Source organism: Kitasatospora purpeofusca, assembly GCF_034043715.1.
GTDB classification, from domain to species: domain Bacteria; phylum Actinomycetota; class Actinomycetes; order Streptomycetales; family Streptomycetaceae; genus Kitasatospora; species Kitasatospora purpeofusca_A.
This window is the reverse complement of sequence record NZ_JAXCLC010000058.1, coordinates 24,119-40,263: the sequence shown is the minus strand read 5'-3', so window position 1 is coordinate 40,263 and position 16,145 is coordinate 24,119. Positions and strand designations below refer to the sequence as shown.

The 16,145-nt window shown below is 73.6% G+C and carries 16 protein-coding genes; 9 read left to right on the top strand and 7 right to left on the bottom strand.

The features are described from left to right. Nucleotides 1–69 precede the first annotated feature (69 nt). The 3 genes from SM793_RS26370 to fusA all read right to left on the bottom strand — a co-directional run bounded on the left by SM793_RS26370 (nucleotide 70) and on the right by fusA (nucleotide 3,979). Nucleotides 70–435 carry a hypothetical protein gene (locus SM793_RS26370; RefSeq protein WP_320440770.1) on the bottom strand — a complete coding sequence of 122 codons (366 nt, stop codon included), beginning with the start codon at nucleotides 433–435 and terminating at the stop codon, nucleotides 70–72. Nucleotides 436–603: 168 nt separating this feature from the next. Continuing rightward, the gene (locus SM793_RS26365) at nucleotides 604–1,506 is read right to left on the bottom strand and encodes a neutral zinc metallopeptidase (RefSeq protein WP_320440769.1); all 903 of its coding nucleotides are present in this window, start codon (nucleotides 1,504–1,506) and stop codon (nucleotides 604–606) included. Nucleotides 1,507–1,774: 268 nt separating this feature from the next. Next, nucleotides 1,775–3,979, bottom strand: a complete 2,205-nt coding sequence (gene fusA, locus SM793_RS26360; protein ID WP_320440768.1) for an elongation factor G — start codon at nucleotides 3,977–3,979, stop codon at nucleotides 1,775–1,777. A gap of 768 nt (nucleotides 3,980–4,747) precedes the next feature. Here fusA and SM793_RS26355 point away from each other — a divergent pair. After that, entirely contained in the window at nucleotides 4,748–5,059 is a 312-nt protein-coding gene (locus SM793_RS26355) for a hypothetical protein (protein ID WP_320440767.1), read from the top strand. Between the two features lies 1 nt (nucleotide 5,060). Here SM793_RS26355 and SM793_RS26350 read toward each other — a convergent pair whose 3' ends face one another. Next, nucleotides 5,061–5,960 carry a spherulation-specific family 4 protein gene (locus tag SM793_RS26350; RefSeq protein WP_320440766.1) on the bottom strand — a complete coding sequence of 300 codons (900 nt, stop codon included), beginning with the start codon at nucleotides 5,958–5,960 and terminating at the stop codon, nucleotides 5,061–5,063. 196 nt (nucleotides 5,961–6,156) lie between these two features. Beyond that, a complete protein-coding gene (locus SM793_RS26345; protein ID WP_320440765.1) occupies nucleotides 6,157–7,182 on the bottom strand; it encodes an EamA family transporter in 1,026 nt (341 codons plus the stop codon). 47 nt (nucleotides 7,183–7,229) lie between these two features. Between SM793_RS26345 and SM793_RS26340 the strand changes: the two genes are divergently transcribed. The 5 genes from SM793_RS26340 to SM793_RS26320 all read left to right on the top strand — a co-directional run bounded on the left by SM793_RS26340 (nucleotide 7,230) and on the right by SM793_RS26320 (nucleotide 10,790). Next, nucleotides 7,230–7,862, top strand: coding sequence for a MarR family transcriptional regulator (locus tag SM793_RS26340; RefSeq protein WP_320440764.1), 633 nt, complete (start codon nucleotides 7,230–7,232; stop codon nucleotides 7,860–7,862). Between the two features lie 81 nt (nucleotides 7,863–7,943). After that, entirely contained in the window at nucleotides 7,944–8,456 is a 513-nt protein-coding gene (locus tag SM793_RS26335) for an AAA family ATPase (protein ID WP_320440763.1), read from the top strand. Beyond that, nucleotides 8,399–9,214 carry a methyltransferase domain-containing protein gene (locus SM793_RS26330; RefSeq protein WP_320440762.1) on the top strand — a complete coding sequence of 272 codons (816 nt, stop codon included), beginning with the start codon at nucleotides 8,399–8,401 and terminating at the stop codon, nucleotides 9,212–9,214. The genes SM793_RS26335 and SM793_RS26330 overlap by 58 nt, the downstream gene beginning before the upstream one ends. 72 nt (nucleotides 9,215–9,286) lie before the next feature. Further along, complete coding sequence (locus SM793_RS26325; RefSeq protein ID WP_320440761.1) at nucleotides 9,287–10,012, top strand: AAA family ATPase; 726 nt, start codon at nucleotides 9,287–9,289, stop codon at nucleotides 10,010–10,012. Between the two features lie 46 nt (nucleotides 10,013–10,058). Beyond that, complete coding sequence (locus SM793_RS26320; protein WP_320440760.1) at nucleotides 10,059–10,790, top strand: RNase H family protein; 732 nt, start codon at nucleotides 10,059–10,061, stop codon at nucleotides 10,788–10,790. 37 nt (nucleotides 10,791–10,827) lie between these two features. Here SM793_RS26320 and SM793_RS26315 read toward each other — a convergent pair whose 3' ends face one another. Together SM793_RS26315 and SM793_RS26310 are read right to left on the bottom strand one after the other, a co-directional pair. Then, nucleotides 10,828–11,136: a hypothetical protein gene (locus tag SM793_RS26315; RefSeq protein ID WP_320440759.1), complete on the bottom strand. Its 309-nt coding sequence runs from the start codon at nucleotides 11,134–11,136 to the stop codon at nucleotides 10,828–10,830. 142 nt (nucleotides 11,137–11,278) lie between these two features. Continuing rightward, nucleotides 11,279–11,725, bottom strand: coding sequence for a hypothetical protein (locus SM793_RS26310; protein ID WP_320440758.1), 447 nt, complete (start codon nucleotides 11,723–11,725; stop codon nucleotides 11,279–11,281). Nucleotides 11,726–12,155: 430 nt separating this feature from the next. Between SM793_RS26310 and SM793_RS26305 the strand changes: the two genes are divergently transcribed. The 3 genes from SM793_RS26305 to SM793_RS26295 all read left to right on the top strand — a co-directional run bounded on the left by SM793_RS26305 (nucleotide 12,156) and on the right by SM793_RS26295 (nucleotide 16,100). Continuing rightward, entirely contained in the window at nucleotides 12,156–12,884 is a 729-nt protein-coding gene (locus tag SM793_RS26305; protein ID WP_320440757.1) for a hypothetical protein, read from the top strand. Nucleotides 12,885–13,073: 189 nt separating this feature from the next. Continuing rightward, entirely contained in the window at nucleotides 13,074–14,198 is a 1,125-nt protein-coding gene (locus SM793_RS26300; protein ID WP_320440756.1) for a DUF4185 domain-containing protein, read from the top strand. 168 nt (nucleotides 14,199–14,366) lie between these two features. Then, entirely contained in the window at nucleotides 14,367–16,100 is a 1,734-nt protein-coding gene (locus tag SM793_RS26295; protein WP_320440755.1) for a PQQ-binding-like beta-propeller repeat protein, read from the top strand. Nucleotides 16,101–16,145: the final 45 nt, after the last annotated feature.

The window sequence follows — 16,145 nt, the reverse complement described above, 5'->3', positions numbered from 1 at the left end:
CAGGCGATCAAGGGACGAGGGGTCAGGAAGTCCGGGACTCAGGGAGTCCGGACCGAAGGAGTACGGGACTCAGGGGCGGTTCAGGGTGATGGAGTTGATCGGGGTGAGGTCGGCGTAGACGCCGGCCTGGGCGGCGATGTCGTAGCCGCAGCCGCCACCGTTGTAGCCGGTGCACAGGTGGGCGTGGGCCCCGCCGGACTGGTTGTTGAGCACCCAGTGCCAGCCGTTCTGGTTGCGGAGGTTGTGGGCGCCGTAGCTGTAGAAGACATCGGTCGGCGGCCTGCTGGTGTCGGAGTCCTGGGGGTAGATGCAGACCGCCCCGTACGGACACCCGTCCCAGGAACCGTCGGCCGCCTGGGCGCCGGAGCTCCCCATCGTGGTGACGGCGGCCGCCGCGAGGGCGAGCGCGGCGAAGGTGTGCATGATCTTGCGCATGGTGGTTCTCTCTCCGTTGCTGATCCGGCCCGGATTCGGCCGCTGATCAGCAGCGTAGGAAGCCGGTGCCCGCAGCGGTCCCTGACGAATGACAGGGTGGCGCGGGGCCAGGACGCACGGGGTCCGGGGCAGGAGTCCAGGGCAGGAGCGCGCGGCCGGGGGCGGGGGTCAGCTCGGCGTCGCGAAGGTGTCGCAACGGGCCGGGTCGCCGAAGCGGTAGCCGGCGGTGAACCAGGCCTTGCGCTGGTCCGAGGAGCCGTGGGTCCAGGTGTCCGGGTCGATCCGGCCGGTCGACTGCTTCTGGATCCGGTCGTCCCCGACGGCCGCCGCGGCGTCCAGGCCCTGGGCGATGTCCTGATCGGTAAGGGTGCGGATCAGCGGCCTCCCGGTGGAGGCCTGCGGGGCGGTGGTGGCGTGGTGCGCCCAGACACCGGCGTAGCAGTCCGCCTGGAGTTCGAGCTTCACCGAGGCGCTGTTGGCACCCTGGCGGTCGCGGCCGACCTTCTGCATGGTGCCGGTCAGGTTCTGGATGTGGTGCCCGTACTCGTGCGCGACGACATAGGCCTCGGCGAAGGGGCCGCCGGAGGCCCCGAAGCGGGTGGCCAGCTCGTCGAAGAAGCCGAGGTCGAAGTAGGCCCGCCGGTCGGCCGGGCAGTAGAACGGGCCGACCGCCGAACTCGCCGCGCCGCAGCCGGTGGACACCCGCCCGGTGAACAGGACCGTCTCGGCGGGACGGTAGGCCGCACCGGACCGGGGCAGCTGGCCGCCCCAGTAGTCCTGGAGGCTGTTGGTGACGGCGACGATCCGGCAGTCCTGACGGCTGTTGGCGTCAGCACCGGTACGGCAGACCTGCTGCACCTCGCCCGCGGTGGTGCCCCGGCCGGACCCGGCGCCCGGGTCTGCCCCACTGTCGGAGAGTCCGAGGACGCTCGGGTCGACACCGAAGAGCACCGCGATCAGGACGGCGATCAGACCGGCCGCGCCGCCCCCGACGGCGACCTTCCCGCCGGGGATACGGCGCCGGTCGTCGACCTGCGAGGTGTCGAGGTCACCCTGATCGTCGAACTGCATGCCTGCCGTCCCTGGTGGTACCGGCGGCGTCCCACGGCGCCGCGCGACCGACCACGGCCGCCCGGCCACGCTATCCGCTCGATCTGCCACCGCCGAGGAAGGACGCGCAGGTCAGAGGCGGTTCGCCACCCTCCCCGGGCGGAGAACCGCCGAACCGACCGGCCCGCCACCACTCGGCCGGCCACCACCCGACCCGCCACCACCCGCGTGCCACCCGCCGGCGGGGCCGCCGGACCCACCCGGAGGCGGATCCGGCGGCCGGCCCGCCCTACCGAGCCGGGGCCGGGGCCGGGGCGTACCCGGCCGGACGGGTGGTGAACGTGCCCCGGCCCTGGGTGCGGCTGCGCAGGGCGGTCGCGTAGCCGAACAGTTCGGCCAGCGGCACGACCGCCGTCACCGCCGCCGTCGCGCCGTGCGGGTCCGAGCCCTGGACCCGGCCCCGGCGGGCGGCGAGGTCACCGAGGACCCCGCCCACCGCCTCCTGCGGCACGGTCACCGTCACCTCGACGACCGGTTCCAGGAGCAGCATCCGGCAGGCGCGCATCGCGTCCCGCAGCGCCGTCCGCCCGGCGGTGCGGAAGGCGAGGTCGGAGGAGTCCTTGCTGTGAGTGGCCCCGTCGGTCAGGGTGACCCGCAGCCCGGTGACCGGGTGGCCGCCCAGCGGGCCCTCGGCGAGCGCGTCCCGGCAGCCCGCCTCGACCGCCTGGACGTACTCCTTCGGCACCCGCCCGCCGGTCACGGTGGACGCGAACACGAAGCCCCCGCCCTCCTGCGTGCCGACCGGTCCGTCCAGCGGCGCCACGTCGATCACGACCTGGGCGAACTGGCCGGCGCCACCGTCCTGTTTGACGTGACGGTGGACATGGCCGGTGACTCCGCGTTCGACCGTCTCCCGATGGGCGACCTGCGGGCGGCCGACGGTCACCTCCAGACCGTTGTGGTCCCGGCGGATCTTCTCCACCGCCACCTCCAGGTGCAGTTCGCCCAGACCCGAGAGCACCCGCTGCCCCGTCTCCGGATCGGTGCGGACGACCAGTGACGGATCCTCCTCCGCGAGCCGGGCCAGTGCGACCGCCAGCCGGTCGGTGTCGACCGTGCGCCGCGCCTCGACCGCGACCGTCACCACCGGCTCGGCGGTGACGGGTGGTTCGAGGACCAGCGGCGCGCCGGGCGCGCAGAGCGTGGCGCCCGCGCGGGCGGCCTTGACTCCGATCACCGCGACGATGTCTCCGGCGACCGCCGAGTCCGTCTCGGTATGACTGTCGGCCTGCGCCCGCAGGATCCGGGCGATCCGTTCGGGACGGCCGGTCGTGGCGTCCAGCACGGTGTCCCCCTTTCGCAGTGTTCCGGCGTAGAGGCGCAGATAGGTCAGACGGCCGGAGGCGGTGACGTTCACCTTGAACACCAGCGCGGTGAGCGGCCCGGCGGGATCGGCGGCCCGCTCCACCTCCGCGCCCGCCACCCCCTCCGCGCCCGCCACCCCCTCCGTACCGGCCGCGCCCGCAGAGCCCGCCGCACCCACGGCGGATCCGCGCACCGCGGGGACATCCAGCGGCGAGGGCAGGTAGGCCGTGATCGCGGCCAGCAGCGGTTCGACACCGCGGTTGCGGTAGGCCGATCCGCACAGCACGACGACGGCCTCGCCGCTGTGGGTGAGGTCCCGCAGCGCGGCGGCCAGGGTCGCGGTGGAGAGTGCCGAGTGCTCGTAGTACTCCTCCAGTGCGGCCGGATGGAGCCCGGCCACGGCCTCGTCCAGCCGTCGGCGCCGGTGCTCGGCCTCGGCCCGGAGCTCCTCCGGCACCGGCCCCTCCTGCAGACCGTCCCGCCCGGGGCCGTCGTCCCAGGTCAGGGCACGCATCGTCAGCAGGTCGACAACGCCCGTGAACTCGCTCTCCCGGCCGATCGGCAGTTGGACGGCGAGCGGGACCGGGTGCAGCCGTTCCCGGATGGAGGCGACGGCCGCGTCCAGATCGGCGCCGGCCCGGTCCATCTTGTTGACGAAGGCGATCCGGGGCACACCGTGCCGGTCGGCCTGGCGCCAGACGCTCTCGCTCTGCGGCTCCACCCCGGCGACGGCGTCGAACACCGCCACCGCCCCGTCCAGCACCCGCAGCGAGCGTTCGACCTCGTCGGCGAAGTCGACGTGCCCGGGGGTGTCGATGAGGTTGATCCGATGGCCGTCCCAGAGGCAGCTGACCGCGGCGGCGAAGATGGTGATGCCGCGTTCGCGCTCCTGCGGGTGGCAGTCGGTGACGGTGGTCCCGTCGTGGACCTCGCCGCGCTTGTGGGTCTCGCCGGCCAGGAAGAGGATCCGCTCGGTGACGGTGGTCTTGCCCGCGTCCACGTGGGCCAGGATGCCCAGGTTACGGACGGTGGTGATGCCGGCCAGGACGGCGGCGGCAGCAGCGGTGGTGGTGGTGGTGCTGGTCGTGGTGGTGACGGCGTTGTGCGTACGGCGGACGTCGGTGCGCATGGCCCGGTGCCTTTCGAGGTGGAGCGAGATGCTGGGGCGGCGCGATTGCGGCGACGACGCGCCCGGCCCTGCCGGCCTCACCACGTCCGGCCCACCCGCGAACCCGCCCGCGCCCCACCCCGCCCAGCCCGACCCGGTCAACGCAGGTGAACACCCGGTCAACACAGGTATGGAGGCGGTCGAGCACCCGGGCACACAGAGCGCAGGACACACAGGGGCCTGGGCACTCGGACGGGCGGCAGGAGACAGGAAAGCAGAAGAGCCGGAATGCGGCGGACGACCGGAGGAGTGACCCGAGGAGTGCCCCGAGGTCAGCGGTCCGTCACGCTGATCCGGTGCCGGCCGCGCAGCGGGCACCGGAGGAACGAGGACACCAGGATCACCTCGAACCGGGACGAGGGGATGACGGCAGCGGTGCGGTTTCGCACGACCGGTCCTCCCTCAGCTCATCACGGCGCGCACCGCCACCGGAACCACGGCGGTGCGTCTCTGGATGCCGAGTGTACGGAGCGGCCCGCCTCCGGGTCACGTGGTTTTCCCGAGGCGCGCCCCCGCACCGGAGCACCACCGCACCGGAGCACGCCGCCGACCGGGACCAGCAACGGGACCGCTCCCAAACCGAACCGCCCCGAACCGAACCGAACCGAACCACCCGAACGGAACCGCCCCGCGCCTCCCGCGCGTCGAAGCGCGTGTGCGTACGCACCGGCCGCCCTCCACGGTTGGGCGGAGTCGGTGGAGTCGGAGGAATCCGGGGAGGCTCTCCAGGTGTTGATCCCACTCGTCCTGCTGGTCGCCGGTGTCGGTCTGGTCCTCATGGGCGTCAACAAGCTGAACACCGCCGAGCCCACCTGCTACGGCCGGCCCATGTCACCCGGCGACATCTGCCACGTCCAGGTGAAGGGCTCCTTCGGCGACGGCATGCCGGAACCTCATGACACCACCTACCAGGAGCAGTTGGACGGCCTGACCAGCGGCGGCTGGACGGCGATCGTCTTCGGTGCCGTCCTGCTGGCACTCGCGGTCGTGATCACGGTCTCCTGGGCCGTCACCGCCGCCCGCCAGGACCGGGAGTACTGAGTCAGCCCTTCGCGGCGGCGTACGCGGTCTCGGCGGCGAAACCCCAGCCCGGGGCGGCGTCCCAGGGCACCAGCAGTGCGTCGTCCGTGGCGTAGACGTAGCCGGCACCCCGGGTGAAGGCGGCGTCGAGGGCGGTTCGCATCGCGGCCCGGTCCGGGGTGTCGTACACCAGGTGCCAGAAGGCCGTGCCGCTGGCGTCGAGGGCCGCGCCGGAGTAGTAGCCCGCCGTGGGGTTGAAGACGTTGCCGCCCAGCCAGGCGCCGGTGTAGTCGTCGTAGTCGCCCTCGAAGGTCACGAAGACGTCGGCCGTGCGGTGGCCGGGCTCGAGGTAGCAGTCGGCGACGGCGGTGCCCGGGTTGTTCACCACCAGGTCCTGGACCTGCGGGGCGACGGCGTGGACGGTCTCCTGGACGTAGCGGCGCAGCTCCGCGTAGTAGTCGCGGTCGGTGTTGCCCGGGCCGCAGTCGCGCCCGGTCTGGTCGAAGAAGATGCCGTCGACGTGCAGCCGGTGGTCGGCCGTCCTGAGGTAGTTGTCGACGACCGCGCGGACGGCGGACGGCGGGAGCGAGCCGTGGCCCGTGTCGACGTAGCCCAGCACCCGGGTGTTGGTGCCGTGCGCGGTGATCCCGGCGCGCAGCGCGTCGGCCTGGGCCTGCCAGGCCGCGTCGAAGGGGGCGTAGCCGTTGGACGGATTGAGGACGACGACCGAGGGTGCGGGGCGGGCGCTCGCCGCAGCGGCCAGCATGGGCTCGCCGGGCAGGACGTAGGCCGGAACGGCGACCTCCAGACCGTGGGGTCTTTCGGTGGTCGCCGCGTCGGCGCCGCTGGGGGACGCCAGCGCGGCCGCGGTGAGCGCCGCGCCGGCCAGCAGGACGGGCAGGGTCTTGGTGAACGAACGCATCGGGTCCCTTGCTCGCGGAAGACAGGAAGGCAGGAGAGGGCTCCCCCGCGGCGCCCGGGCACGGTCCGTCCAGCCCCTCGCGCCCCGCCCCCTCCACCCGCCCCGGCGGGGTCGGGCGCTCCCATTCCTACCGGTCCGATCCGCTCCCGGTGGCCAACTTATGGGGAAAGCAGGGAAGTTCGCGCAAGTACCGACATCAGTCGGAACCGCCCCGAGCGCTCCCGCCACCATTACCACCGACGCCACCACCCCCTCCGACCGCACCGGTCGCCGCACCAGCCGCCGCGCTATGCCCGACGGACCGCCTGTGGCGCGAGCGCGACGAGCCGCCGAGCGGGCCACCCTCCGGACGGCGGCCCCCCGGACCACCCCCCGAACCGCCACGCGGGCGGCCCAGCGCGACCCCCGCCAGCACCAGCAGCAGCCCGGCGAACTGCGGCGGGCCGAGCCGCTCGCCCGCCACCACGGTGCCGAGCAGCACACCGGTCAGCGGATTGAGCAGCCCCAGCAGCCCGACCGTGCCCGCCGGCAGTCGGCGCAGGCCCGCGAACCAGGCGGCGAAGGCCAGCGCGGTCGCCACCACCGCGACATAACCGAAGGCCGCCAGCTCTCGCCCGGCGGGCAGCACGGGCGGGCCCTCGAACACCGAGGCCAGGGGCAGCAGGACCAGTCCGCCCGCCAGCAGCTGCCAGGCGGTGGTGGCCAGGACGTCCGCACCCTCCCGCCACCGGGCGGCCAGGACGTAGCCGAGCGAGGAGACCAGCATCGCCGCCGCCGAGGCGGCCAGGCCAGGCAGGCTGACCGGTTCGCTCCTGGTCAGCAGCATCAGCCCGACACCGGCCAGGCCGACCAGGGCGCCGAGCAGGTGTGCCCGGGCGGGGCGGGCGGCGGTCAGCGCCCAGGCCAGGAGCAGCATCGCGAGCGGCGAGGCCGCCATCACGGTGGAGGCGACGCTGGTGGCCAGGGACTGCGAGGCGATGTAGAGCAGGACGAAGAATCCCGCCGTGTTGAGCAGTCCGAGGACGGCCGACCGCCACCACCAGGCTCCCCGCGGCCGGCGCGGACGCAGCGCGAGCAGGAGCAGTCCCGCGGGCAGGGCCCGCAGGGCGGCTCCCCAGAGCGGACGGTCCGCCGGGAGGAACTCGCGGGTGACGTAGTAGTTCGCGCCCCACGCCACCGGCGCGACGGCGGTCAGCAGCACCCATCGAAAACTGGCTTCCATGGAAGGCAATGTACCTTCCATGGAAGCTACTGCGCTAGGATGCAGCCATGGCACCCGCGCCCACCAGCCCTGACCACGGCCCCGCCGACCACACGGTCACCGACCGCACCGACTACACGGCCATCGACCAGACCGACCACGCTGCCACCGACCAGACCGCCACCGACCATGTGGCAGCCATCCAGGCCGAGTGGCGCCGGGAACGGCCCGACCTCGACGTCTCCCCGCAGGCGGTGATCGGACGCCTGCACCGGCTGTCCGGCCGGCTGACCGAGGAGCTCTGCCTGGTCTACGGCCGCTACGGCCTGGGCGAAGGCGAGTTCGACGTCCTCGCCGCACTCCGCCGGGCGGGCGCCCCGTTCGAGCGGGCACCCGGGGAGCTCGCCGCCCACACCATGGTCACCACCGGTGCCATGACCAAGCGGATCGACCGGCTGGAACGGGCGGGCCTGGTCACCCGCCGCCGCAGCGAGGCCGACGGCCGAGGCCGGGTGGTGGCACTCACCGAGGCCGGCCGACGGCTCTTCGACGAGGCGTTCACGGCGCACATGCGCAACGAGCACCGCCTGCTGAGCGTCCTCACCCCCGAGGAGGCCTCCGCCCTGGAGGCCCTCCTGACGACCTGGCAGCGCCGACTCGACCACCCCGGACCACCCCCGGCCGGGCACCCTCACCCCTGAGGCTCCGCCCGGCGGGGCTCACCAGGGACGCCGGATCGCCAGGGCCCGGCCTGGCCGGGTGTCCGGCGATAGGGCCGTCGGATGGTCACGGTACTGGTCAACGGGCTTCCCGGAGCGGGGAAGACAACGCTCGCGCGAGCCTTGGCAGCCGAGTCGGACCTTCCGCTCCTCAGCAAGGACGCGATCAAGGAGACCCTGGCGGACACCCTGGCGGGCCTCCGGACGCCCGAGTGCCCCGACCACGAGTGGAGCCGGATCCTGGGGACTGCCGCCGGCGAGACCCTGTGGACGCTGCTCGGCGACGCCGCTGCTGGAACGCCTACGGTGACAAGGGCGTCCACAGCGACCCGACCGGCCACAACGGTCTGGTGCGCTGAGACAGCGGCGGGAACCGACGGTCGGGCCGATCGGCCCGTCATGGGTGTCTGCCGATCGCTTCGGACGGGGCGTCGGCCGGCCGGTCCTCGTCGGTCCGCTGGAGAAACGTGCGAAGCAGCCGCCGTCGACCCTGAAACGATCCTTCATAGGGTGGGTGCATGTCCGAATTCTCCGTGCGGGATTTCTACGACGAGTTGGCCCGTGACTACCACCTGATGTTCCGGGACTGGGACGCGAGCATGGCGTATCAGGCCGGGGTGCTGAGCGAGTTCGTCCGTCAGGGGCTGGGGGCGGGGCCGCAGCGGGTCCTCGACTGCTCGTGCGGGATCGGCACCCAGGCGATCGGGCTGGCCTCGGCCGGGCATCAGGTCGTCGGCAGCGACCTCAGCCCGGCCGCCGCCGCCCGGGCCGCGGCCGAGGCGGCGGCCAGGGGCAGCCGGCTTCCGGTCACTGCGGCGGACGTGCGCCGACTGCCGTTCGCTGACGGCGCCTTCGATGTGATCGTCTGCGCGGACAACTCCCTGCCGCACCTGCTCTCCGGCGAGGACCTCCGAGCGGCGCTCCTCGGCATGAGGCGGGTCCTCCGGGACGACGGACTGCTGATGGTCACCGTCCGGGACTACGACGAGGCGCGGCGGGCCAGACCCACCGCGACGCCTCCGCAGGTCTCGGGAACGGGCGAAGGGAAGGTGATCACCTTCCAGCTCTGGCACTGGCACGAAGACGGTGAGTGCTACGACCTGGAGCACTTCCAGCTCATCCCCGCGGAGAGCACCTGGGACGTCCGGGTCCGCCGGACGACCTACTGGGCGCTGACGCGCTCGCAGTTGACGGAGTTCGTGGCCGAGGCCGGCTTCACCGGCATCACCTGGCACAGCCCGGAGTCCAGCGGGTACTACCAGCCCGTGCTCACCGCCCGGCGCGGTGGCCCGGACAGCGGATCCGTGCCGCCCGCGGTCTCCGTTCGGCCGTGACCGACCGGTGAACCGTCGGGTGGGTACGGAATCCGGATGATCCGCCCGGATGCCGCGCGATAGTGTCATCGGATGCCGAAACGGACCTGGGAACTCGTACTGCTCGGTGGCGCCTCCGGCGTCGGGAAGAGTGTGGCGGCCGCCCGGATCGCCGGGGCGACCGGTGCCTTCGTCGTGGAGTTCGACGACGTGGTCGCCGCCGTCCAGGCACTCACCACCGCCGAGCGGTATCCGGCGCTGCACCATTTCGACGGGCCCACCGTGTCCGAGCGGCCGGGGGACACGTGGCCGCCCGGGCGCGTATTGGAGCTCCAGATCGCCACCGCCGAGGCGCTGGAGCCGGCCGCGCTGGGCGTGGTGCGCAACCGGTTGACCGTCCCCGTCCCGGCCGTGATCGAGGGCGACTACCTCACTCCCGCCGTCTGCGCCCGGGCGGTCGCCCTCGGACGCGCGACGGGACGGGACGTCCGGGCGGTGTTCCTGCACGAGGGCGAGGCGGACCGGATCGCCGCCAACTACGCGGCGCGCGAACCGGCGAGCGGCGCCCAGACGGGGCGCGCCGAGGTGGGCGCCCGGTACTCGCACTGGCTCGCCGCCGAGGCCCGCCGGCACGCGCTCCCGGTGGTCGACTGCCACCCGTGGAGCACCCTCGCCGACCGCCTGGACGCCGCACTGGAAGCCACACCCCCCGCCGCACCGGCCGCCGTACTGCCCGCCGCACCGCCCGCCGCGTCGACCGATGCCCCGACCGGCGTGCCGTCGCGGATGCCGTCACGGGAGGCGCCGTGGCTCACGTAGCCCGCCGTGGTCCGGGGACCATCGCCCGTCCTGGCATGATCGCTGTATGAACGACCGAATCATCGCCGCCTGTGACGGGGCGGCCAAGGGAAACCCGGGCCCGGCGGCCTGGGCCTACGTGGTGGCGGACAGTGCCGGGGTGCCGCAGCGCTGGCAGGCCGGACCGCTCGGGCACAGCACCAACAACGTGGGCGAACTCACCGCACTGGAGCGGCTGCTGGCCGACACGGACGCCGCCGTGCCGCTGGAGGTCCGGCTGGACAGCACCTACACCCGTGATTCGGTCACCAAATGGCTGAAGGCCTGGAAGCGCAACGGCTGGAAGACCGCCGCGGGCAAGCCGGTCGCCAACCAGGAGCTGATCCAGCGGATCGACGAGCTGCTCGACGGGCGGGACGTCACCTTCGTCTACGTGCCCGCGCACCAGGTGGACGGCGATCCGCTGAACGCCGTGGCGGACAAGGCCGCCAGCGACGCCGCCCGTACCCAGGAGGCCGCCGGCGGGACGGCCGCCGACCTCCCCGTGCCGGACCCGGCCCCGAGCGGCCCCGCCCGCGGAGGAGCCACCCGCGGCGGCGCGGCCCGAAGCGGCACCCGAAGCGCGGGTACCGCCTCCCCGGCCGCGGCGAAGCGCCGGTCCTCGGGAAGCGCTCCGACGCTGTCCGCGCGCTTCCCCGGTACCTGCCCGTGCTCGCGGCCCTACGCCAAGGGCGACAAGATCACCAAGGTGGGCGGCGGTTGGGGCCACCCCGAGTGCGCGACGGGCGCGCAGGACTGAACTCGCGCGTCCGGGCCGCCCGAGCGGCCCGGACGCCTCAGGCGGCGTCCGTCCGCCGGTCCGCGCGGCGGGCCCTGAGCCAGCCGAGGGCGGCGACCAGTCCGACCGTGCCGCCGGCGCCGATCTTCACGGCGCCCTTGGCGGCCAGCCAACCGAGGCCGGGAGCCGTCCAGCCCAGCCCGTGCAGCACGAGCAGCATCACCAGCCCGCCGCAGAACGCGGCGAGCAGGGTGACCAGTACGGCCGGGCCGGTCGACAGTTCGCGCTCCTCCGACGCTGGACCGCGGTCCTCGGTCGGCAGCTTCCGGGCCTCCGGCTCCGGGTCGTTCGTTCCCCCATGATTCATGGGCCGAGTCTAACGACGCGGCCGACCCGGCCGGTCCCCGCCGATCGGCCCCTCCCGCCCGACCTCCGCCCGACCTCCCGCCCGTCCCGCCCGGCCTTCTACGAGGACTCCTACGAGAACTCGTCCGAGGGCTCCCCCGGTGTCAGCGCCGGGCGTGGTGGGTGTCCCCGGAGTGCTCGCCGGTCTCCTGGTCGGGGAAGCTGACGGCGAGGGTGACCCGGTACTCGAAGACGTCGTCGCGATGGCCGGGGACGCGCGCCCAGGCCAGCGAGTGCACCTCCGCCTCCGGCGCCTGCCGGCACCAGGCGGCGGCCTCCTCCAGCGCGCGGGCCGCCGACCGCCCGGTGCACACCACCGCCGTGTACGCGGCCACCGCGAGGTCCCCGCCGCTCCGGCCGCCCCGGGAGGCGGCCCGGACGGCGGCGGCCGCGTGGGTGAGGTCGCGGGTGAGGTCATCGACGACTCTCGGCGGCGCGGGCAGCACGGGCAGCACGGGTGGCGCGGGCAGCACGGGTGGCGCGGGTGGTACGGGTGGTACGGGTGGCGCGGCCGGGGCCTCGACCACGGTCTCCGGCAGGTTGGTGCTCATTGTCAGGGCCTCCGTCCCTCAGGTGTCCCACTGGTCGCGCGCCCCGCCCCGCCCCGGGATCCGCCTGATCACGGGCTCAGGATGCCGGGCCGCCGTTCCTGGCATGACCACTTTCACCAGAACGTCACCCGTCCGGGGAAGACGCCCTCCGGTCCTCGACAGCGACCCGACCGCACTGGTATTGAGGGATTCCGCATCCGGCCTGGTCAGTCGCTCGGCCCAGGGCGCCGCCGGGAGCCCGGCCGCACGTGCGCGTACCACCCCCGTGCCCCGGACCGCCGTTCCGGCCTCCGGAGGCGCCGGCTCCGCGCCCGTGACCGGGTTGTCCAACTCCCGTAGCAGGAACGGGAAATACCGGCCCCCTCCCGGCCGTAGGATCCTGCCACCACGCCGTCCGCCGCACCGGTGGACGACCATCGGAGGGGGTTCCATGGACCGCAGGACACCGATCACGGCCGGCCGCCGGTACACCTGGCTGCCGGCGCTGGCCCTCGCGGCCGTCGCGGTGGCCGGCTGCTCGTCCTCGGGCGGCGGATCCACCGCGGCCCCCGCGCCGACGAGCACCGCCACCACGGCCCCCGGCACCGGCACCGGCACGACGAGCAGCCCGGCGGCCACCACCCCCGCCACCGCCCCGACCCCCACCGCACCGACCCCCACCGCACCGACCCCCGCCGCACCGCCCTCGGCCACGCCGTCCGCCACCTCCGAGCCCACGGCGGGGACCACCCCGGCGGGCACCGGCAAGCGCCCCGCGGACGCCTGCACCCTCCTCACCTCCCCGCAGGTCATCGCCGTCGTCGGGACCGCCGGACCGTTCACCGGCACCCACTTCAGCCCGGTGGACGGCAAGCCGGTCTGGGGCTGCACCTGGGGCTCCCGGCAGTCCTACGCCGACATCCGGGAGAGCTCCCCCTCCACCCTCGCCGCGCTGAAGAGCAACCCGGAGTTCACGTCCACCCCGCTCCCGGGCGTCGGCCAGGAGGCCTACCTGGTCCAGCGCAAGGACGGCTTCCGGCCCGAGGTGTTCTTCGTCTCCGACGGGCACGTCTACTCCGTCGAGGTGGTCAAGGACCGGGGCCCGAACGACGAGGTCAACGCCGCGGCCGAGGCGGCGGCCGCGAGCACGCTCGCCCTCGCCCTGTCCAAGCTGGTCTAGGACAGGGCGAGGCCGCTCGGGGGCACACCACCCCGGTCTACTCACTTCGGGTGAAGGTCCGTCCACCGACCGATGCGGCGAGCGTCCTGCGCCCTAGTCTCGGTGACGGGCCGTCACCGCCAACACGCGGATGTCCACGGTCCGTTCGCAGCCGCGGGAACGCGGCTCTCCGGAAGGGCCATCCGCACCATGACACACTCATCGGACGGGCACGAAGCGACGACCGGCGGACCCTCCCGCCGCGAGCTCCTGAGGATCGGCCTCGGGGTCGCGGTGGGAGCGGGGGCCATCGGTTCGGGCGCCCCGGCGGCGGTCGCCAACGGTCCGTACGACCCGACCAGCCCGACGATCACGGTCAAGGTGAAGAACCTCAGCGGCCCAGCCGAGACCGGCCCGTTCTCGGCGCCGTGGACGGATCTCGGCATTCCCGTCCGCTGCCCCGACGGCACCATGCTCTTCGTGTGCGGCGACACCTTCGGCGGCGACCAGGTCGGCGCGCCCGACTGGAACGCGCCGGTCGGCCTGCGTTCCAGCAGCGCGGACCCCGGCAGCCTGCGCATCGACGGCGTCGTCCGCGGTGAGCACGGCATCAGCCTCGTCGACGAGCCGCACAATCCGGTCGGCGACCACAACACGACGGCGATCCCGTCCGACGCCTTCGTCGTCGACGGGGTGATGTACATGCACCTCATGCGCGGCGTCATCTACGACACCCACCACACCGACTTCTGGCGCTCCACCGACAACGGCGAGACCTGGGAGTACCTCTGCCAGTGGCCGGGGGACCTGCACGGCGGACAGTTCCAGCAGAAGACCTACGCCGTGGCCGACGACGGCTACTGCTACGTCCTGTCCACGGTCTTCAACCGTGACGTGCAGTCGGGCATGCTGCTGCACCGGGTGCGGCAGGACCGCCTCGGCGAGCCGGACGCCTACGAGCCGTGGGGCTACACGGACGACGGCTGGCGGTGGAACGCGCCCGCCCCGACGACCGTGTTCGGCACCCGCAGGTGGGGCGAGCTGTGTTTCCGCGCCATGGACGGCAAGTACGTCCTCACCTGGCTCAACATGGACCCGCTGTCGATCAGGGCGATGGTCTTCCCGCTTCCGACCGCCGACCTGACCAGGACCCTGGAGCAGACCATGATCCTCCCCGGCAACCCGGGCCAGGAGGTCGGCAACCTGGTCGCCGCCCCGTACGGCGGCTTCGTCGTCCCCGGCTCCACGTTCGGCAACTTCCACATCGTCGTCAGCCAGTGGTACGACGCGACGAACTACCGGATCATGCAGTACCGCAGCGCCCTGCTGTCCTGACCGCCACCGGATCCCGGCCGGGGGCGCCGCCGCCCGGCGCAGTGCGTTCCCCCCGGGGCGTGAACGGGGCGGGCTCCGGGGTTCGGGCGGATGCGGGTACGGCGCGGGCGTTCGCAGAATGACGCCACGGCGCCGTAGCCGTACTCCCCGACAGCCAAGGCGGATCGCATGAGCCGATCTCACCCACCCGCGCACCCCACCGGACGGCACCCCACCGGACGGCACCCGGAGCCGATACCCCGGGGTCCGATATCCCCGGACGCGACCTCCCCGGACGCGACCTCCCCGGGCGCGACCTCCCCGGGCTCGACCTCCCCGCCGGCGGGCCCCCGGCGGAGGCGCACCGGGGCGGCCCTGCTCTCCGGTTTCGCGCTGCTCGCCCCGGCCCTCGCCGCCGGCGCGCTCGGCGGCGCGGTCCCCGCCCGGGCCGACAGCCCGACCGTCTCGGTCAACACCATGCGCACCGCCTGGGACGCCAACGAACCCGGCCTCGCGCCCGCCCAGGTGTCCGGCGCCGACTTCGGACGCCGCTGGTCGACCGCCGTCGACGGCGCGGTGTACGCCCAACCGCTGGTGGCCGGTTCGACCGTGGTGGTCGCGACCTCGACCAACCACGTCTACGGCGTCAACGCGTCGGACGGGAAGATCCTCTGGCAGCGCGCGCTCGGCACCCCGGTGGCCTCCTCCACCGCCTGCCTCTCGCCGGGTACCGGCATCATCTCGACCCCGGTCTACGACAAGGCGACCAAGACGGTCTACCTGGTGAGCAAGTCCGGCGACGGCGGAGCGCACTTCTCAGTGCACGCCCTGGACGCCACCACGGGCGCCTCGCGCAGCGGCTGGCCGGTCACCGTCGCGGGCTCGCCGGTGAACAGTCCCGGGGTGCCGTTCAACCCCAACACCTCGGCCCAGCGGGCCGGACTGCTGCTGCTCGACGGCGCGGTCTACTTCGGCTTCGCCTCGGACTGCGGGGTCGGCACGTACGTCGGCACGGTCGCGGGCGTCAACACCAGCACCCGCAAACTCACCCTCTGGTCCACCGAGTCCGGTTCCGCCTCGCAGAACGCGGGTGTCTGGATGAGCGGCGGCGGCCTGGTCTCGGACGGCTCCGGGCGGATCTTCGTCGCGACCGGCAACGGCGCGGGCGAGGGTTCCTCGCCGCTCAAGGGCCCGGGCGACAAGCCCGGCGGCCACTTCGCCGAGTCCGTCGTCCGGCTGGGCGTCAACAGCGACGGCAGCCTCGCCCCGCGGGACTTCTTCAGCCCCACCAACAACCGCGAGATGGACCACGGCGACGTGGACCTCGGCTCCGGCGGCCCGGTCGCCCTGCCGTCCGGTTTCGGCAACGCCGCGCACCCGCACCTCATGGTGCAGGTCGGCAAGGACGGGCGGATCTTCCTGCTCGACCGGGACCGGCTCGGCGGCATGGGCCAGGGCCCCAACGGCACGGACGGCGTGGTCGGCACCACCGGCCCGTTCAAGGGCGTCTGGGGCCACGCCGGCGTCTGGGGCGGCGACGGCGGCTACGTCTACCTGGTCGAGAACTACGGCTCGCTGCGCGCCCTCAAGTACTCGGTGAACAGCGCCGGGAACCCCCAGTTGACCAGTGCCGCGACCAGCCCCGAGGGCTTCGGCTACGCCTCCGGCTCCCCGGTCGTCACCTCCAACGGGACGGCGGCCGGCTCGGCCCTGGTGTGGTCGATCTACTCGGGCACCGGACCGGGCGGCCAGAACGGCGAACTGCGGGCCTACGACGCGCTTCCGGTCAACGGCTCGCTCAAGCTGCGGCGCAGCTTCGCGCTCGGCACGGTGACCAGGTTCTCGGTCCCGGCGACGGACGGCGGGCGGGTGTTCGTCGGTACCAAGGACGGCCATCTGGTGGCCTTCGGCCGGTCCACCTGAGCCGGTCCGGCCGAGCCTGTCCGTCCGAGCCCGTCCGTCCGAGCC

Excerpts from the sequence above, each read along its gene's own strand:
- SM793_RS26300 (WP_320440756.1), top strand. The coding sequence starts at position 13,074 with ATGACACACTCATCGGACGGGCACGAAGCGACGACCGGCGGACCCTCC.
- SM793_RS26365 (WP_320440769.1), bottom strand. The coding sequence starts at position 1,506 with ATGCAGTTCGACGATCAGGGTGACCTCGACACCTCGCAGGTCGACGAC.
- SM793_RS26335 (WP_320440763.1), top strand. The coding sequence starts at position 7,944 with ATGGTCACGGTACTGGTCAACGGGCTTCCCGGAGCGGGGAAGACAACG.
- SM793_RS26340 (WP_320440764.1), top strand. The coding sequence starts at position 7,230 with ATGGCACCCGCGCCCACCAGCCCTGACCACGGCCCCGCCGACCACACG.
- SM793_RS26345 (WP_320440765.1), bottom strand. The coding sequence starts at position 7,182 with ATGGAAGCCAGTTTTCGATGGGTGCTGCTGACCGCCGTCGCGCCGGTG.
- SM793_RS26325 (WP_320440761.1), top strand. The coding sequence starts at position 9,287 with ATGCCGAAACGGACCTGGGAACTCGTACTGCTCGGTGGCGCCTCCGGC.
- fusA (WP_320440768.1), bottom strand. The coding sequence starts at position 3,979 with ATGCGCACCGACGTCCGCCGTACGCACAACGCCGTCACCACCACGACC.
- SM793_RS26330 (WP_320440762.1), top strand. The coding sequence starts at position 8,399 with ATGTCCGAATTCTCCGTGCGGGATTTCTACGACGAGTTGGCCCGTGAC.
- SM793_RS26350 (WP_320440766.1), bottom strand. The coding sequence starts at position 5,960 with ATGCGTTCGTTCACCAAGACCCTGCCCGTCCTGCTGGCCGGCGCGGCG.
- SM793_RS26370 (WP_320440770.1), bottom strand. The coding sequence starts at position 435 with ATGCGCAAGATCATGCACACCTTCGCCGCGCTCGCCCTCGCGGCGGCC.
- SM793_RS26310 (WP_320440758.1), bottom strand. The coding sequence starts at position 11,725 with ATGAGCACCAACCTGCCGGAGACCGTGGTCGAGGCCCCGGCCGCGCCA.
- SM793_RS26320 (WP_320440760.1), top strand. The coding sequence starts at position 10,059 with ATGAACGACCGAATCATCGCCGCCTGTGACGGGGCGGCCAAGGGAAAC.
- SM793_RS26305 (WP_320440757.1), top strand. The coding sequence starts at position 12,156 with ATGGACCGCAGGACACCGATCACGGCCGGCCGCCGGTACACCTGGCTG.
- SM793_RS26315 (WP_320440759.1), bottom strand. The coding sequence starts at position 11,136 with ATGAATCATGGGGGAACGAACGACCCGGAGCCGGAGGCCCGGAAGCTG.
- SM793_RS26295 (WP_320440755.1), top strand. The coding sequence starts at position 14,367 with ATGAGCCGATCTCACCCACCCGCGCACCCCACCGGACGGCACCCCACC.